This window comes from Pseudomonas sp. W2I6 (assembly GCF_030815935.1).
Taxonomy (GTDB): domain Bacteria; phylum Pseudomonadota; class Gammaproteobacteria; order Pseudomonadales; family Pseudomonadaceae; genus Aquipseudomonas.
Genome location: NZ_JAUSXJ010000001.1, coordinates 712,570 through 729,397 on the forward strand (window position 1 = coordinate 712,570; position 16,828 = coordinate 729,397).

The 16,828-nt window shown below is 60.5% G+C and carries 17 protein-coding genes; 10 read left to right on the top strand and 7 right to left on the bottom strand.

From position 1 onward, the window contains the following. The first annotated feature begins 45 nt into the window (after positions 1-45). Positions 46-978, top strand: coding sequence for a D-2-hydroxyacid dehydrogenase (locus QF039_RS03445; protein WP_003210668.1), 933 nt, complete (start codon positions 46-48; stop codon positions 976-978). A 209-nt stretch (positions 979-1,187) separates the two neighbouring features. Then, entirely contained in the window at positions 1,188-4,574 is a 3,387-nt protein-coding gene (locus QF039_RS03450; protein ID WP_307516960.1) for a hypothetical protein, read from the top strand. 80 nt (positions 4,575-4,654) lie between these two features. Here the strand turns inward: QF039_RS03450 and QF039_RS03455 are convergent, their stop codons facing one another. Further along, the gene (locus tag QF039_RS03455; RefSeq protein ID WP_008437924.1) at positions 4,655-5,254 is read right to left on the bottom strand and encodes a nitroreductase family protein; all 600 of its coding nucleotides are present in this window, start codon (positions 5,252-5,254) and stop codon (positions 4,655-4,657) included. A gap of 153 nt (positions 5,255-5,407) precedes the next feature. Between QF039_RS03455 and QF039_RS03460 the strand changes: the two genes are divergently transcribed. Then, entirely contained in the window at positions 5,408-5,857 is a 450-nt protein-coding gene (locus tag QF039_RS03460) for a YcgN family cysteine cluster protein (RefSeq protein ID WP_003210671.1), read from the top strand. A 12-nt stretch (positions 5,858-5,869) separates the two neighbouring features. Next, positions 5,870-7,108: a hypothetical protein gene (locus tag QF039_RS03465; protein WP_177080161.1), complete on the top strand. Its 1,239-nt coding sequence runs from the start codon at positions 5,870-5,872 to the stop codon at positions 7,106-7,108. A gap of 106 nt (positions 7,109-7,214) precedes the next feature. On the opposite strand, the gene QF039_RS03470 is transcribed toward QF039_RS03465, so the two are convergent. The 3 genes from QF039_RS03470 to QF039_RS03480 all read right to left on the bottom strand — a co-directional run bounded on the left by QF039_RS03470 (position 7,215) and on the right by QF039_RS03480 (position 8,640). Next, the gene (locus QF039_RS03470) at positions 7,215-7,565 is read right to left on the bottom strand and encodes a DUF2892 domain-containing protein (protein WP_003210673.1); all 351 of its coding nucleotides are present in this window, start codon (positions 7,563-7,565) and stop codon (positions 7,215-7,217) included. A gap of 69 nt (positions 7,566-7,634) precedes the next feature. Beyond that, positions 7,635-8,102 (bottom strand): RNA methyltransferase, encoded by a 468-nt coding sequence (locus QF039_RS03475; RefSeq protein WP_003210674.1) that lies wholly within the window; start codon positions 8,100-8,102, stop codon positions 7,635-7,637. A gap of 163 nt (positions 8,103-8,265) precedes the next feature. Then, on the bottom strand, positions 8,266-8,640 hold the full coding sequence (locus QF039_RS03480) for a YajD family HNH nuclease (RefSeq protein ID WP_003210675.1): 375 nt from the start codon (positions 8,638-8,640) through the stop codon (positions 8,266-8,268). 148 nt (positions 8,641-8,788) lie between these two features. Here QF039_RS03480 and QF039_RS03485 point away from each other — a divergent pair, with 148 nt between their 5' ends. Beyond that, positions 8,789-9,703, top strand: a complete 915-nt coding sequence (locus QF039_RS03485) for a ParB/Srx family N-terminal domain-containing protein (protein ID WP_307516966.1) — start codon at positions 8,789-8,791, stop codon at positions 9,701-9,703. Positions 9,704-10,276: 573 nt separating this feature from the next. After that, positions 10,277-11,161 carry an EamA family transporter RarD gene (gene rarD / locus QF039_RS03490; RefSeq protein ID WP_023659097.1) on the top strand — a complete coding sequence of 295 codons (885 nt, stop codon included), beginning with the start codon at positions 10,277-10,279 and terminating at the stop codon, positions 11,159-11,161. Positions 11,162-11,195: 34 nt separating this feature from the next. On the opposite strand, the gene QF039_RS03495 is transcribed toward rarD, so the two are convergent. Further along, entirely contained in the window at positions 11,196-11,882 is a 687-nt protein-coding gene (locus QF039_RS03495) for a spermidine synthase (protein ID WP_063032534.1), read from the bottom strand. A 78-nt stretch (positions 11,883-11,960) separates the two neighbouring features. Here QF039_RS03495 and QF039_RS03500 point away from each other — a divergent pair, with 78 nt between their 5' ends. Next, complete coding sequence (locus tag QF039_RS03500) at positions 11,961-12,248, top strand: hypothetical protein (RefSeq protein WP_003210679.1); 288 nt, start codon at positions 11,961-11,963, stop codon at positions 12,246-12,248. Here the strand turns inward: QF039_RS03500 and QF039_RS03505 are convergent. Further along, positions 12,245-12,718 (bottom strand): cyclic nucleotide-binding domain-containing protein, encoded by a 474-nt coding sequence (locus tag QF039_RS03505; protein ID WP_003210680.1) that lies wholly within the window; start codon positions 12,716-12,718, stop codon positions 12,245-12,247. The two genes, QF039_RS03500 and QF039_RS03505, sit on opposite strands and share 4 nt — an antisense overlap. 82 nt (positions 12,719-12,800) lie before the next feature. Next, entirely contained in the window at positions 12,801-14,855 is a 2,055-nt protein-coding gene (locus QF039_RS03510) for a S9 family peptidase (RefSeq protein WP_008437939.1), read from the bottom strand. 21 nt (positions 14,856-14,876) lie between these two features. Between QF039_RS03510 and QF039_RS03515 the strand changes: the two genes are divergently transcribed. From QF039_RS03515 to QF039_RS03525, 3 genes are read left to right on the top strand one after another with little or no spacing between them, the layout of a single operon-like run. Next, positions 14,877-15,425 carry a hypothetical protein gene (locus QF039_RS03515; RefSeq protein ID WP_003210682.1) on the top strand — a complete coding sequence of 183 codons (549 nt, stop codon included), beginning with the start codon at positions 14,877-14,879 and terminating at the stop codon, positions 15,423-15,425. Between the two features lie 30 nt (positions 15,426-15,455). Further along, positions 15,456-16,232 (top strand): class II glutamine amidotransferase, encoded by a 777-nt coding sequence (locus QF039_RS03520; protein WP_003210683.1) that lies wholly within the window; start codon positions 15,456-15,458, stop codon positions 16,230-16,232. Positions 16,233-16,243: 11 nt separating this feature from the next. Beyond that, the gene (locus QF039_RS03525; RefSeq protein ID WP_177040339.1) at positions 16,244-16,786 is read left to right on the top strand and encodes a DUF2937 family protein; all 543 of its coding nucleotides are present in this window, start codon (positions 16,244-16,246) and stop codon (positions 16,784-16,786) included. The last annotated feature ends 42 nt before the right edge of the window (positions 16,787-16,828 follow it).

Genomic DNA, 16,828 nt, shown 5'->3' on the forward strand with positions numbered 1-16,828 from the left:
AACTGGACCGGCGGCCGCCTGCAGTGTTTTTGAAAGGTTTGAACCATGCGCGTTCTGATTGCTGAACACGATCACCCGCTGTACGCCCGGCTGCTGCGCGAAGCGGCGCCGGACCTTGAGGTCATGACCAGCGGCGACTCCGCCGAATTGTCGCGCCTGGCGGCCGATTGCCCGGTGTGGCTGGGCCAGCCGGATCTTCTGGCCACCTTGCTGCGCCAGGGGCACCAGCCACAATGGCTGCAATCCACCTGGGCCGGCATCACGCCGCTGCTGGCCGACGGCCTGCCGCGGGATTACCGCCTGACCCGCGCCGTGGGCATTTTTGGCCAGGTGATGGCCGAATACGTGCTGACTTACATGCTTGGCCATGAGCGTGAAGTGCTGGCGCGGCTGGTCAGCCAGGTCGAGCGCAAGTGGGATAACCGCATGGGCCAGAGCCTGGCGGGGCGCAAAGTGCTGATCGTCGGTACCGGTGATATCGGCCGCAGCGTTGCGCAATTCCTGCAGCCGTTTGGCGTTGAGCTGTACGGCATTGCCAGTGAGGCCCGTGAGCAGGCGCCGTTTGTCGAAGTTGCCGGGCTCGACGCGTTGCCGCGCCTGGTGGGTGAGGTGGACTACGTGGTCAACCTGCTGCCTAACACACCGAACACCCACGATTTGTACAATGCGGCGCTGTTCAAGCAATTCAAGCCGACCGGGTTGTTCATCAACGTCGGGCGCGGCGTGGCGGTGGTCGATGCAGACCTGGTAGAAGCGTTGAAGGAAGGCCATCTGGCCGGCGCGGTGATTGACGTTTGCCGTCAGGAACCATTGCCCCAGCGCCATCCGTTCTGGACCGCCTGGGGGTTGCTGCTGACCGGGCACAGCTCGGCGCCGACTTCGCCGGGGATGATGGTGCAATTATTTGTCGAGAATTTGCGCGCGTACCAGGCGCAGGAAACGTTGCGCGGCGAAGTGAGTTTCGAGCGCGGTTACTGACAGCGCGAAGGCCCGGCAACGCGTGTTGCCGGGCGCTTACAAATTTCTGCAAACACTAATCAGATGTTCGTTTCGCAGGCCGTATGTGAGGCTCGTACCCCTCTCCAGATGGGTACATTCTCATGTTGAATGCTGGCACTGTGTCTCTCCCTCCACGGGTAACTTCGCAACTTTCCCTGCTTTCTACCGAGCCGGCGGCGCTCCCTCTATTGCCCTCTGCTCTGGGTGCTACGGCCGATCGCGATACGCTGGCCCTCGCCCCAGTCCCCCGGCAATCCGGTCTCACCGCGGCGTTGGGCGACCGCGAGAATCTGCGGACACTGGGCCAGAAGCTCAACGAAATCGCCAGCCGTCTTGGCGTGAATGCCAGCCCTCAAGCGGTGCTGGCCGCGCTGCAAACGACACCGATGCAAATACACCCCGACTCGTCCTACCCGACCCAGACGGATAAAGCGGCGACGGTAGAGATCTTTCTCGGAAGTATCGGCTTGGGGTTGCCCACCAATCATTTTCAGCTGACCGGTCATGCCCACGCGGTGAGTGATAGGGCACTGGAGCATCCGCTCGGCAATTTTGGCGGCGGGTTGTCCTGGCCTGTTCCCATGAGCGCCGCTGAACAACGCAGGGTACTGGCGGCGGCTACCGACCATGGCAGCCAGAACCCCAATGCACCACACATCGGCGCAAGCGTGGGTGTACTGGAATATCTGAACGCGAACCAGCCGTTGTCGGGCGAGGCATTGGCTGATCCTGCCAAGGCACTCGAAACCCTCGTCAGCTCCACCCGCGGGCAGGCACTGGGGCAAGCCATCCGGGATCAGCTCGGGGGCGTCGCCACCGATGCCAGCGTGAACGAATACGCACTGAGCGCAATCCACCTGCTGCTGGATCCCGAGTCCATTACGGCGCCGCACCGTAACCGTGTGGCAGGTTTCGACCTCGCGCAACACGCCCACTGGGGCAGGCCGGCTTCGGCAGTGCTCGAGCGCCTGAGCACTTTCCTGCACGAAAATCACCAGACCAGTCCCGAGATGGCCAAGGCCGGCGCCTATTTGTTACTGGCACGAAAGGCGCCCGAGTTTTTGATCAAGGACATCCCCGACCGCGTGACCTACGGCAGCCCTGCCTGGGTAAGCCTCGCGGTCGCAGCGGCGGCCATAGAGGCGCAGTTCCCCGGAAAGGTGGCGCACATGACCTTTGCCCAAGTCATGTCCAGCGCGGAAAACGCGATCCTGACGAATCGAGCCACCGCCGAACATGCACAAAAGGCGGCATTGGTGGACTGGGCCGTGGTCAACGGGATCGTCACATGCCAGCCAGGTGATCGTTACAGCGACGATGAGATAGACCGTGCAAGGACGGCATTCAACGCACAACTGAAGTCGACGCTTGCGGCTACCGGTTTGTTGGAAGCGGAGATTCCAAGCCGTAAAGACATTGCGTTGGCCCATTTGAAGGAGCGGTTTGGCGAACACGTACCTTTTGAAGAGAAACGACTGAAGGTCGTTGACTCGAAACAACCGTCAGCCCAACCACTTTATGATCCGAACCGGGCGCCCGGCGGGCTTTTCTCGTTGTTGGACATCGCCATGAGCGGACTTGGCCAATACCCATGGGAAACCAGGGACCCGAGCATTGCCGAGGCAATCAAAGGCAAGAGCCTGGATTTCAGCGTGAACAAAATCTTCAACGAAGAATTTGAACAAGCAATCACTTCTCGCCAGCAAGGGGTTCGCAGCGTCATCAAGCACCTTGTCGCAACACTGCCCTTGGTTGACCGGGAAAACCTGGAGTTTGCAAAGCTCGAGTTTTTTCAGAAAAACACTTATGAACTGGGCCTCGACTTCACCTCTAAAAAACGGCAGGGCGCGGAAAACAAACTGTGGATCAAGGCCACCGGAAGAAATGGCAACACCGTTTATGAAATTGATTTGAACGCAGGTGCAATCAAGTCGGTGCCGGCCTCGGAGTTAACAACAAAACGCGAGCGGCAGGCCAACAAGGAGTTCAAGACGGAGCCCTTCAAGCCCAAGACCGTGAGCGAGGCTGCCCTTGGCCAAAAGAGCCAGGACGGCTTGTCAACGCCGCCCCCCAGTTTTTCCAGTGCGCGAACCCAGCACATCGCCGATGCCTTTGTTGAGCATCTTGATCTCGACAGTGATGACATAAAAACCTATGCCCGGGGTGTCACCTCGTTCGATAAACAAATGGCAACCGAGTGGAACGTCACCCACTTTTTTCTTGACCTGATTCCGCTCAGGTCCGCCATCGTGAATTTTTCCAGGGGTAACCACCTGGAAGGGGCCAGTGACCTGGCGCTGGATGTCTTTGGTTTTGTCACGGCGGGCGCGGGTGTGGCGGCGAAAGTCACGAAGGCGGGGGCCAAGGTCGCGAGCGCCGCCGCCAAGGCCATTCAAGTGGCAAAAGTCATCGGTGTGGCTGCCATTCAAGCATTCAACCCATTGGATGGCTTCAGCGAACTGGTCGCGGGCGGTGCCCGGTTGCTGGGCAAAGGCGCCAACTTTGTATGCGCCACGGGTGCAGAGGTGGTCAACAAGCTCAGGGGCGCGAGCGGCAGCTATGACCTGTTGAAGGCTGCCAGTAAACACTATGACGCAGCAGCGACGGGTACCTTCAAGGTCGCCGGGCAAAGCGTTGATGGAGGCGCGGTACTCCAGAACGGTCGATGGTATGCGTTTGATGTGGACAGGATGCGGCCTTACGGCAGCCCTCTTGAAGGCTTCACCGCAAAAACGAGTGCGATGGATGGGGCGATCATCACCACGCCTGCCGAGCCGGGCAGCGCCCTGAACAACCGGTTGCTTGGCGACTACAGCGTGGCCGAATCGAAAATAGCCGGGCTTGCGCGCAACAGTCAGGGGATCTATGTGGCGGCGGACGGTCACTTGTCCCACATCCGCCATACCGATACTGCCGGCAACACTGCGGTCTACGAAGTGCGGCAAGTGACTCGCACCGCCGACGGTGCCGTACAGGCGCAGATTTATCACAACAACCGGCAAACGCCGCTGCTGGTGCAGCACCTTCAGGGGGACCAATGGCAGCGCCTGGGGGCACGCGGCGGTAACCCGCCTTCTGTGGCATCAGACCTGGGGCCGGAAATTGGCGGGGGCGGTGAGGGGACGATCTACGACAGTCTCGACGGGAAAAGTGTCTATAAGGACTATGGCCCTTCATCCATGACTTCTGCCGACGACTTTGTCGATAACGAGACCCTGTGCCTGAACAGCTATTACGGTGACGGCTTTGCAACCACGATATTTGAAAATGGTCGCCGTTATTTGAAAATGGGCAAGCTGGACGGGGTGGATGTAAATACCCTGGCAAGGGGAAGTTTGCCCCCAGAGGCCAGGCTTTTACTGGATGACGCATTTCGGCGCATGGAACAGAAAAATCTTTACCACAACGATCTGCAGTTAAGTAATTTCCTGTATTCAGCGAGGGATAATAAAATCTATCCAGTGGACTTGAACGCAAACGGTCTTGAAGACATGACACCGTTTCTCGCCAATATGTACAAGCGTGATCGAGACGAGCTGCGCAGGGCCTATTACGCGCTGATCGCCAAGGCGTAGCTGCACTTGTGGCGGGTGTACCCTGCTGTGATCGCAGCAGCAGGGTTTTGACGTGACCGTCAACGACTGCCAGAGCGTGTTCAGTCCTGGTGGTTGAAGTCGCCTTCGGACACCAGCTCGTTCAATGGACGACGCGGGCTCGGGGTTTCCCGGGCTTGCAGGTAGTCGGCCAGGGTCGATTTGTCGCCGAGCTTGCCAATCGCCACCGCAGCGTGCAGGGCGTAACCTTCAGGAATCTTCAGTTCCTTGCGGGTCAGTTCCTGGTCGAAACCGGCCATGCCGTGGGTGTGCCAGCCGCTGAGGCTGGCTTGCAGCGCCAGGTGGCCCCAGGCCGAGCCGGTGTCAAAGGTGTGCCACAGGGCCGGGGTTTCTTCGGTGGCACCAGGCACGGCAAAAGTCGTCTTCGATGCGACGATCACCAGGGCCGAGGCATGCTGTGCCCAGCCACGGTTGAATTCGTTCAGCAGGCCCAGGAAACGTTCCCAGTTCGGCGTGTCGCGGCGCGCATAGAGAAAACGCCATGGCTGCGAGTTGTAGGCCGAAGGTGACCAGCGCGCGGCTTCGAAGAAGCTCAACAGGGTGTCCACCGGGATGCTTTCGCCGGTGAAGGCGCGCGGCGACCAGCGGTCGGTGAATTGTGGGTGGATCGGATAGTCGGCGACGCGTGGGTTGCTGCTCATTGGGCTGATCCTGATGAAAAACCGGGGTTCAAAACTACTTCGCCGCCGGGTGGCTGACAAGTCTTGTTCTACCGACAGTCGTAAGCGCTTGGCCCCGGGGGCCATGGGCACTAGACTGGCGGCCTTTTAACATACCGATATTGATGTAGAGCCATGGCCGCCAAAGTCGAACCTTTCTGGATCCGCAAAACCCTCGAACAACTCGACCAGGATGAGTGGGAGTCGTTGTGCGACGGCTGCGGCCTGTGCTGCCTGCAAAAGCTCGAGGATGAAGACGACAACAGCGTCTACTACACGCGCATCGCCTGCAAACTGCTGGACCTGAAAACCTGCCAGTGCACCGATTACCCCAACCGTCGCGCCTCGGTGCCCGATTGCATCCAGCTCACTCCGGGCCAGGCCGACCAGTTCAAATGGCTGCCGCCCACCTGCGGTTACCGGCTGGTCAGCGAGCGCAAGGACTTGCCGCTGTGGCACCACCTGGTCTGCGGCGATCGCGACGCTGTGCACCAGGAACGCATTTCCCAGTCCGGGCGCATGCTCAGCGAAGGCAGCGTGCCCGAGGATGACTGGGAGGATTACCTGATTTTTCGTGCAGGCTGAGAAGGAGTGTGTATGACGGTTGGAGCCAGGCTGGCGGCGAGCCTGCTGTTGTTGGTATTGAGTGCGCCGGCGTGGGCGGCGAAGAAAGTTGACCTGGACTATCACGTCAAGCTGTTGCCCCAAAGTGATCAGGCAGAAGTGCGCCTGAGCCTGTCCCAGGGCTCGGCGGTGCGCAGCCTCAACTTCGACCTGGGCCGCGACGGCGACTACAGCGACTTCAAGGCCGATGGCCAGTGGCAAGTGTTGCCGGGCAATACCCCGGGTGACAGCCGCGGCCTGTGGCAACCGAGTGCCGACAAGGCCAGCCTGACCTACCGTGTACGCCTCACCCACGCGCGCAAGAAAGGCGTCTATGAAGCGCGGATGACCCCGAGTTGGGCGCTGTTTCGCGGCGAGGACCTGGTGCCCACTGCACGTCTGGATCAACAGGACGGCATTGAACTGGTGTCGCGCCTGGTGTTTGAACTGCCTGCCGGCTGGAAAAGCGTCGAGACGTCCTGGCCGCGCATCGGCAAGAACAAATTCCGCATCGATAACGTTTCCCGCCTGTTTGACCGGCCCACCGGCTGGATGCTCGCGGGTACGCTGGGCAGTCGCAGGATGCGCCTGGGGGAAACCGAAATCACCGTGGCGTCGCCCAAAGGGCAAGGCATGCATCGCATGGATGTGCTGACCTTGCTGACGTTTGTCTGGCCGCAAGTGCAAGCGGCATTCCCACGGCACCCGGCGAAATTGCTGGTGGTGGGCGCCAGTGACCCGATGCGGCGCGGTGCGTATTCGGCGCGGGACTCGATCTACCTCAACAGCCGTACGCCGTTGGTCAGCGAGAACGGCAGCAGCCCGTTGATCCGTGAAGTGGTGCAGGCTATCGGCCGCTTCAACGACCACCAGGGCAGCGACTGGATCAGCGAGGGCTTGGCGCAGTACTACGCCATTGAACTGATGCGCCGCGCAGGGGGGATCAGCGACGATCGTTATGCCGCCCTGCAGGCCCGGCTGGCCAACGAAGGCAAGGACGTGACCACCCTGCGGGTCGAGCACGCCAGTAGCGCGACCGTCTCACGGGCGGTGGTGTTGTTGCAGGAGCTGGACCGCGAGATTCGTGTGAAAACCCACAACAAGCGTTCGCTGGATGATTTGACCCAGGCGGTGATGCGCTTGAACAGCATCAGCACAAAGGAATTCGTGCAGCTGGGGGAGAGCATTATTGGCGAGTCGTCGGTAGTACTCGATACCAAACTGCTGCACTGAAACCAAGGTGGGAGCGGGCTTGCTCGCGAAAGCGGTGTATCAGAAACACAGTCAGTGACTGACACTCCGCTTTCGCGAGCAAGCCCGCTCCCACATTTGATCGGGGTTAACCCACAGTTTTGCTGGCGTTTTCAGCCGCCACTTCAGCCTTGGTCTTGAGGTTTTTCAGTTCCTCACCGGCGCGTTCGATCTTGGTTCGCACGCTGTTCATTTCCTGGCGGCTGCGCTCCAGCAACTCTTTCGCCGAGCTATGCCCGCTGATCCCGCGTGCCAGCGCTACGCCGCCAATCGCTACCTGAATCAAACCGAAAAAGCCGCCACGGCGCAGGCCTTTGCCCATCATCACCACACCGCCAGCCAGGGAGCCGATGCGTTCCCAACCCTGGACGTTTTGCGTGGGTTGGGGCTCGAACGGGGTGGACCGGATAACGGGTCGCAGGGTTTTGCTGTCGCTCATGATCTGTCTCCAACAAGGGCTGATTGATATGCAGCTGACTGCACACAGGCCGCGGATGTTCCCAAAAAATCAGTATTTGGGGCCCGAACGGGTGTTGTTGCCCTTGGCCAGACGGTCGTAAAGCACCACGTTGACGGTGGCGGCGAGGTTCATGCAACCGGTGGTCGGGATGTAGATCACGTCTTCACACCAGTCGCGAATCTCTTTGTCGAGGGAGCCGTCTTCCGGACCGAAGATATACAGCGCACGGTCCGGATGGGTGTATTCGGGGAGAGGGCGGGCGCCTTCCACCAGCTCGACGGCGACGGGGATGCAGCCCAGGGGCAGGATCTTTTTCAGGTCGTCGATACCGATCAGCGGAATGTCGTGGTGGACCTTCTTGGTGTCGGTAATAAAGTCCCGGGCCCGCTCATAGCGCTTGCCGGTGTAGAACACCGAGGCCACGCCGTAGCAGCCGGCGGCGCGCATCACCGAGCCGACGTTTTCGGGGGATTTGGGGTTGTACAGACCGATGCAGCTGTAGCGTTTATTGCCCACGGGAGAGGGTGCCTTCGAGAAAAACCGCGATTATACGGCCTCGGGCTAATGCATTGCTTGGGCGATCGCTATCGCGGGCAAGCCCGGCTCCCACATTTGGAATGCAATCCCTTGTGGGAGCCGGGCTTGCCCGCGATGAGGCCGTCACATTCAGCGAAGATACTCAGTCGTCTTTCTTCATCAACCCGGCCAACGCCGCAAACGGGTTGTGCGTCGCCTTGGCGATCGTCGGGCTGCTGGTGGAGCCTTCGCCGAAATACTGCTGGTCGGTATAACGCGAGTGTTCGTTGTCGTGGCAATACAGGCACAGCAACTCCCAGTTGGAGCCGTCCTGGGGGTTGTCGTCATGGTTGTGGTTGCGGTGGTGCACGGTCAGTTCGCTCAGGCGCTTGCCGGCGAATTCACGGGCGCAGCGGCCACATACGTGGGGGTACATCTTCAGGGCTTTGTCGCGGTAGCCCATTTCCCGGTCGCGCTGGGCATCGGCGAGGATGCGGTCCAGCTTGGCGGTGTGGGAGGGCGGGTTGGTCGAGCTCATCATGGCTCCTGTCTTTTAGTGGATCACGGATAGCGTTGATTCTAGCTGCTTGCGGGCTAATAAACCTCCGGCTTTTTCAGGCGCGGTCATGCCGGTGAGGGGGATTGTTTGTAGTATCGACGAACTGAATTCATAAGGAGCGGTACTCATGCGGATGCATTCATGGTTGTGGGCGCTGCTGTTGTGCGCCGTCAGTGTTCAGGTCCAGGCGTTTTCCACGCCCCAGCCAGGCGAGGTGATCGATGTGGCGCTGGAGCAGCTCCACCCGACCCAGGCCGTCATCGGTTTTGATCAGATTCATTACAAGCTGGGGGTATTTGCCGAGTCGCCCAAAAAAGTGTTCGACGAATACTGTGAAACCAACGGCCAGGGCGGTGTCGACAAGGTGCCTGAAGATGCCGATCTGCATAAGCCGGGCAGCTTCACCTGCAAAGACCCGGTAGGCGCCCACCCGGCGGACATGAAAACCGTGGTGGTCGGCCCCGCTGGCCAGTTGTACCTCACTGACGGCCACCACTCGTTCAGTACCTTGTGGGAGCAGCCAGGTGCCGGCGCCAAACTGAAGATGTGGGTGCGGGTCACCGATAACTTCAGCGACAGTCCCGACCTGGCGACTTTCTGGAAACGCATGGAGCAGGGCCGCAAGGTCTGGCTCAAGGACGGCCAGGGCAAGACCATCACGCCTGAGCAAATTCCGGCACACCTGGGCTTCAAGGACCTCGGCGACGATATGTTCCGCAGCCTGGTTTACTTCTCCCGCAAGGCGTCCTACGGCAAGCCGACCTCTGGTGAGGTGGTGCCGGAATTCCTGGAGTTTTACTGGGGAGGGTGGTTGCGCACGCAGATTGACCTCGGCACGTTCAACCTGAACAAGCAAGGCGGGTATGAAAAGGCAATCGAGGCGGTAGCCAAGCGCATGGTCAGCCTGGCGCCCGAGGCACCGGTAGGGGACAGCGGCTTCAGCGCCCGGCAGTTGGGCGGCTTCACGTCACTTGACCGCAAAGAACTGAACGATACGTTCAAGAAGAAAGTGCCCTACGTTATCGACAGTAGAAGTAACTAAGTGACGAACTGGCAGGGGCGGCCCTGTGCTGTTTCTGTCGGGCGTATAACGGCTTAATATACAGTAAAGATCCGGCAAATATTGATTTAAATGCCGTGGGGCATTTAATTGGCTTCAGGGTGATAAAGTGTTGGACTAACTTTGCCAGTTTGTTTAATGTGGCGCCTCTTGGCCTACTGCCGTTAGTGTGTTCTGTGGTGGCGTCAGGTAGTCAATACGTCAGGTCTTTCCTGGCGACTGTCAGTTTCCCGCAAGCCGGGCTTTCCTTTCACGATATCAACCCCCGTGGTTGGCGTTGTGGCGTTTCAAATCAGAAGCGCTCATCCAGAGCGTACTGCTTCCAATAACCGAAGTCGGGTGGTTGAAGTGTCTGATGATCGTCGTGCAAATAATAAAAAATCGACGCGTTACCCTGTTGTTATAACTTGAAGATTCGGGATAAGTGTCCTGTGCAAGTTGTAAATTTATGGTGCCCGTTAATAAGCTTTTGATGTTCATCTCACTGACATTCACACTGCGTGAATGCAACGGCCTGCTTCAATTGAATACATGCAATTTTTTGTAGAGGCTGTTGTGTCTAAAGGCGTTGTTCTGGCGGTTTCCGCTTCCTTCCTGTTTGGTGTGCTGTATTTCTTTACCTCCCTTCTTGAACCCTTGAATGGCCAGCAGATATTTGGCTGGCGAATGCTCATCTCGTTGCCCTTCATGACGTTGCTGTTGTGCCTGTCCGGGGATTGGAAGTGGGTGCCGTTGATCTACAAGCGTCTGCGGGAGAAACCCGCATTGCTGCCTTGTGTCGTGCTCACCAGTGCCCTGGTGGGTGTGCAGTTGTGGATATTCATGTGGGCGCCCCTCAATGGCCACGGCCTGGATGTGTCGCTGGGCTATTTCCTGTTACCGCTGACCATGGTCATCACCGGGCGCATCGTTTACGGCGAACGCCTTTCCCATCTGCAAAAAATTGCCGCAGCGCTGGCGGCGGTGGGCGTGGCCAACGAGCTGTATCGCACGGGCGGGTTCTCCTGGACCACCCTGGTGGTGTGCGTCGGTTATCCGCTGTATTTCGTGCTGCGCAGGCGTTGTGGCACCGACAACCTCGGCGGGCTGTGGCTGGACATGATGCTGATGATTCCGGTCGCGCTGTGGTTCGTCCTCGGTAGTGAGCCCATCAACGAGACCCTGGCGCAGCGCCCGGCGCTCTATTGGCTGGTGCCACTCATGGGGTTGGTCAGCGCGGCGGCGGGTTATTCCTACATCCTGGCCAGCCGGCTGTTGCCGTTCAGCCTGTTCGGTTTGCTCAGTTACGCAGAGCCGGTGCTGCTGGTGGCCGTGTCGCTGATGCTGGGAGACGCTCTCAAACCGGGCCAATGGATGACCTACCTGCCGATCTGGCTGGCGGTGGTGGTGTTGGTGCTGGAAGGCTTGAGGCATTTGAATCGACTGCGCCGGTCGATCTGACCTACGACCCGCGCAGTGAATTCAGGCGGCTGTTTCAGCCCTTGAGTTTCTCGGCAATCCAGATGGTATGCCGCGTGCCCTTGTTGCCATGGGCAAACACTTGCACTTCCTCGGCCTTGAAGCCGGCCTTGCGCAGTTTGTCGCTGAACTGCTTGTCGGCGCTGGCCGACCATACCGCCAGCACGCCCTTGGGCCGTAGCGCCTTGGCGCAGGCGCTTAGGCCACCGGCGGAATACAGCCAGCTGTTGGCTTTTTGCGTCAGGCCTTCGGGGCCGTTGTCGACGTCCAGCATGATCGCGTCAAACCCCTGGGGCTCGGCCTGCAGCACCTTGGCCACGTCTTCCATACGGATCACGGTGCGCGGGTCCAGCAGCGGGCGGCCGGACTTTTCCCCCAGTGGCCCGCGATTCCACTCGACCACGCCGGGCACCAGCTCGGCAACCACTACTTCGGCAGTCTTGCCCAAATGCTTGAGCGCTGCCGCCAGGGTAAAACCCATGCCCAGGCCGCCAATCAACACCCTGGAGCCGGGCCGGCCGGCGACTTTGCGGCACGGAATCTCCGCCAGCGCATCCTCGGAACCGTGCATGCGCGTGTTCATCAACTGGCCACCGTCACCGCCCTGAATCTTGATGACAAAATCCTCACCGTACTCGAACAGGCACAAGGCACCGCCGTTGTCGGGGATCGGGGTGGTGTCCAGCAGAACGAAACGTTTCATGGAAATCTCATTGGGAAGGGCATTCTTGCGCGGTTGGGAGTAGCCTTACGACTTTACGGTCAGGCCATGGAGCCATCGATGAAGTGCAGCATTCTAACGGTCATTGTGTGGAGCGCGCTCGCCCTTGGCGGTGTGGCCCAGGCTCAGGAGTCGCAAACCGTGCCGATTACCCCCGCGCCCACGGCGGGTTCACCGGGTACTGCAACGCCCACGCCTTACCCGCAAGTCACGCCACCGGCAACGCCAAAGGCGGCCGGCAGCGGTGAGCCATTGTTGGCGCCGATCGTGCTGCCCGCGCCGCCGAAGGACCAGACGATCCCCGGCTTGCAGCAAAACGACATCAAGCCCAAGACCCCAGGCGGCTAAAACTGCTGGGACAGCAATTGCCCGTCCGCCATGCGCAGGCGCCTGGACAGGGCGATAGCAATCGCACGAATGATCTTGGCCGCGATTTTCGGTGCATCGTTGAGCATCTTTTCCAGGGAATCCTTGCCCAGGTTCAACAGCACGCAATCGCTGGCCGCCACACAGCTGGCGGAGCGGCGCTCGCCGTCCAGCACAGCCATCTCGCCAAAGGTCCGCCCGCTGCGCAAGGTGGCGATAGTCAGGCGCTGGCCTGCATGGTTGGTCTTCTGCACCGCCACCTGGCCTGAGTGAATGATGCACATGAAGGTGCCCGCGTCGCCCTCGAGGAAAATCACCTCATCGCGGGCGATGCTGCTGATGTTGAAATAGCCCGCCGCTACGTGGAAGTCTTCCGGCAGCAACGGGTCGAACAGGCCGCAATCCATCAGCATGTCGCGGATTTCGTTATTGAGTAAGGTCGGTTCTGGCATGAGGCTTACAGTCTTTGTCCATAAATCGTGCAGGGCGCGCCCGGCGGTCAAGTGTTCAGACCGGCCCGCCAGGCGGAGTTCCTTAAATCAGCCCCAGCGCCTTGAAAACAAATGCATATTCGAGTGCTACGTCACGTAATCCCTGGTAACGACCACTCATGCCGCCGTGGCCGGCGCCCAGCTCGGTCTTGAGCAGCAACAGGTTGTCGTCGGTCCTGGTGTCGCGCAGCTTGGCCACCCACTTCGCCGCTTCCCAATACTGCACGCGGCTGTCGTTGTAGCCGGCGATCACCAGCGTGGCCGGATAGGCCTGGGCGCTGACGTTTTCGTACGGCGCGTAGGCCTTGATCCGCTCATACACCTCGGGCTCCTGCGGGTTGCCCCATTCGTCGTACTCGGTAATGGTCAGCGGCAACTCGGGGTCGAGCATGGTGTTGAGCACATCGACGAACGGCACTTCGGCAATCGCCGCCTGGAACAGCTCCGGGCGTTGATTGAGCACCGCGCCGATCAACAGGCCGCCGGCGCTGCCGCCGCTGATGGCCAGTTGCTTGGAGGTGGTCAGGCCCTGGGCGATCAAGTGTTCGGCGCAGGCGATAAAGTCGCTGAAGGTGTTTTGCTTGTGCTCCTGCTTGCCGCCGCGATACCAGGCCTCACCCAGTTCGCCGCCGCCGCGTACATGGGCAATGGCGAAGGCCACGCCACGGTCCAGCAGGCTCAGGCGGGCGTGGGAGAACCACGGGTCGAGGCTGTGGCCGTAGGCGCCGTAGCCGTACAGATACAGGGGTGTCGGCTTACCCAACTGGTCGCGTCGGACGACAAGACTGATCGGCACCTGAGTGCCATCGGCCGACGTTGCCCACAGGCGTTGGCTGACGTAGTCGTCGGCGTTGAACACGCCCAGCACCGGGGTTTCCTTGAGCACTTGTTGTGCGCCGCCGGCCAGTTCCAGCTGACGAACCTGGGCCGGGCGGTTCAGCGCCTCATAGCGCAGGCGGATCTTGTCGCTGGCAAATTCCAGGCTGTTTTGCACATAGAGGCTGTAGGCCGCGTCCGGTAACTCCACGCGATAAGCGGCTTGCCCCTGTGGGTGCACCTCGATGATCGGCAGGCCGCCGATCCGCAGGCTCAGGGTCATGGCCCGGGCATTGAGGCTTACGCCATCGAGCATTACCGCGTCGTCGTGGGGGATCAGGTTCAGCCAGTCGTCCTGGGTCGGCACACTGCCGGTGTCGGCCGCCTGGAACAGCGCAAAGTTGATGCCGTCACGGTTGCTGCGGATAAACCAGGTCCACTGGTCGTCCAGCTTGCCGTGGTCGACGTCATATTCATGGCCTTCGACCCGTGGCGCCATGCAGGTAAACGCCTGCTGCGGCTTTTCGGCGTCCAGGGCCCAGATCTCGCTGGTGGTCTTGCTGCCCAGGGCCAGCAGCAACTGACGCTCGGAGCTGGAGCGGTAGCAGTGCAGGAAGAAACGTCCGTCAGGCTCGTGGAACACTTCTTCGGCGGCAGTGCCGTCCAGGCGATAGCGATACAGCTTGTGCGGGCGATGGGTGTCGTCCAGTTCGGTGAAGAACAGGGTCAGGCTGTCGTTGGCCCAGGTCATGCTGCCATCGCAGTCTTCAAACTCCAGTTCGCTGACCTTGCCGGTGGCCAATTCCTTCACGTAGAGGGTGTAGATCTCTTCGCCGCTGGTATCCAGGCTGTAGGCCAGGCGCTGGTGGTCCGGGCTGATGCTGAAGGCGCCGAGGGAGAAAAAGCCGCCATTGGCCAGTACGTTCGGATCCAGCAGCAGCTCTTCCGCGCTTTCGTCGACCTGTTGGCTGTCGTCCGCCGGGCGCGGGCAGCGGTAGTGGCGGGCGTATTCGTCGCCGGCGGTGGTGCGGGTGTAATACAGGTACGGGCCCCAGGGCGAGGGCAGGGACAGGTCGGTTTCGAGAATGCGGCCCTTGATCTCCTCGAACAGGGTCTCGCGCAGCGCCTGCTGGTCGGACAATTGTGCTTCTTGCCAGGCATTTTCCGCCTTGAGGTAATCGAGCACCTCGGCGCTGTCACGCGCTTGCAGCCAGGCATACGGGTCGGTGCCTGGGGCCTTGCGGGCGATCGGGGCGGCAGTGATGTGGGTCGATGGGGGCATGGATCACTCTCTGTCTGGCGGTTGGCCGACGGCATTGCAGCCTCGGCACTGAAAAGCCGTTATCATAGCGGCCTGTTTGCCTACCTTGCCATGGACACCATGACCGAGAACGACTATCTGATCGCTTGGGGCCTCTACGCCTTCGCAGCCCTGGGTTGCCTGTTGGTGTGGTTTGCCATGACCCGCTGGATGTGGCGCTGGCTGCGCGAGCCGCTGCGGTTGCTGGTGGCGGTGCTGCTGTTCAGCCCGACCATCGTCGACCCGGTGAAGACCCAGTTCGCCCCGGCCGTGGCCATCACCGCCCTGGACCTCGTGCTCAAGGTCGGCAACAACGCCTGGCGGGCGATTTCCGATCTGTTCATGTATTGCATGATCGCGTTCGGCGTGTACCTGGTGTTCGTGCTGATCCGCTGGCCCATCGAGCGTGCCGCCAGGGTTCGTCGTGAGCAGAAGGCCGCCGCTGCGGCAGCCGCTGCCGCCGAGCCGGAGGATGACGACGAACCCTTCGCCGATGAGCGTTACGGTCGCCCGGCACCTGTCAGCGGTATGCGGGTCGAACCGCGCCTTTAACGTTGTACGCCCTGTATCGAGAAGCCTGGCATGTGTGAATTATTGGGCATGAGTGCCAACGTACCGACCGATATCGTCTTCAGCTTCACCGGGCTGATGCAGCGCGGCGGACGTACCGGGCCCCACCGCGACGGTTGGGGCATCGCCTTCTACGAGGGCCGTGGCCTGCGGTTGTTCCAGGACCCGGCGGCCAGCAGCGAATCGGAAGTCGCGCTGCTGGTGCAGCGTTATCCCATCAAGAGTGAAGTGGTGATTGGCCATATCCGCCAGGCCAATGTGGGCAAGGTGTGCCTGTCCAATACCCATCCGTTCGTCCGTGAACTGTGGGGCCGTAACTGGTGCTTTGCCCATAACGGTCAACTGGCGGACTTCAACCCCCGCGCCACGTTCTACCGCCCGGTGGGCGATACCGATAGCGAAGCGGCGTTCTGCGATTTGCTCAACCGAGTCCGTGAAGCGTTCCCGGAACCGGTGGACATCGAACAGGTGCTGCCGGACCTGATCGCCGCCTGCAGCGAATACCGCAGCAAGGGCGTGTTCAACTGCCTGCTCAGCGACGGTGACTGGCTGTTCTGCTATTGCTCGACCAAACTGGCACAGATCACCCGGCGTGCGCCATTTGGCCCTGCACGGTTGAAAGATGTCGACGTGATCGTCGATTTTCAGGCCGAAACCACTCCCAATGACGTGGTGACGGTAATTGCCACCGAACCCCTGACCGAAAACGAGACCTGGACCCGCTACGAACCGGGCCAGTGGAGCCTGTGGCGACGCGGCGAATGTGTCAGCCAAGGTAAAACGGAATAAGGACGTCGAATATGTTGCTCAGCTATTTGCGACTGGTGTTGTTTGCCGTGGGTCTGTTGGTCGGTGTGCAGGTGCCGGGGTTTATCAGCGACTACGCCAAGCGCGTCGAAGCCCACTTGATCGAAGCCCAGACCGGCTTGCGCGGCTTCGATGCCACGGCGCAACAGTTCTTCAACGGTGACTTGCAGGCGCTGGTGGCCCATTACCGTGCCAGTGACGACCCGGTGTTTCGCAGCGATGCCAACAGCCTGGGCACCTTGCTCGACCGCCAGGCAGCGCTGGATAAGCAGTTCCAGGCGATGCAGGGCCCGTGGTACATCCGCGCGCTGCAAGTGGCGGTGGCCGCCGACCCGGCGATTCGCCAGGAAACCTGGAACGGCTACAGCTACATGCTGTTGCTGACCCCGGAAGCCATGGGCTGGGGCCTGGGCGGGGCGATGTTGTTGTCGTTCGGCATCGAGTGCCTGTTCCGCCTGATCGACTGGGTGGTGTTGGGCGGCAAGCGCCTGCGCCAGAGCCGACCGATTGAAGAGCGGGACCTCAAGGGGCTTTAAAGGCTGACGCGGTCAAATTGTGGGAGCGAGCAAGCCCGCTCC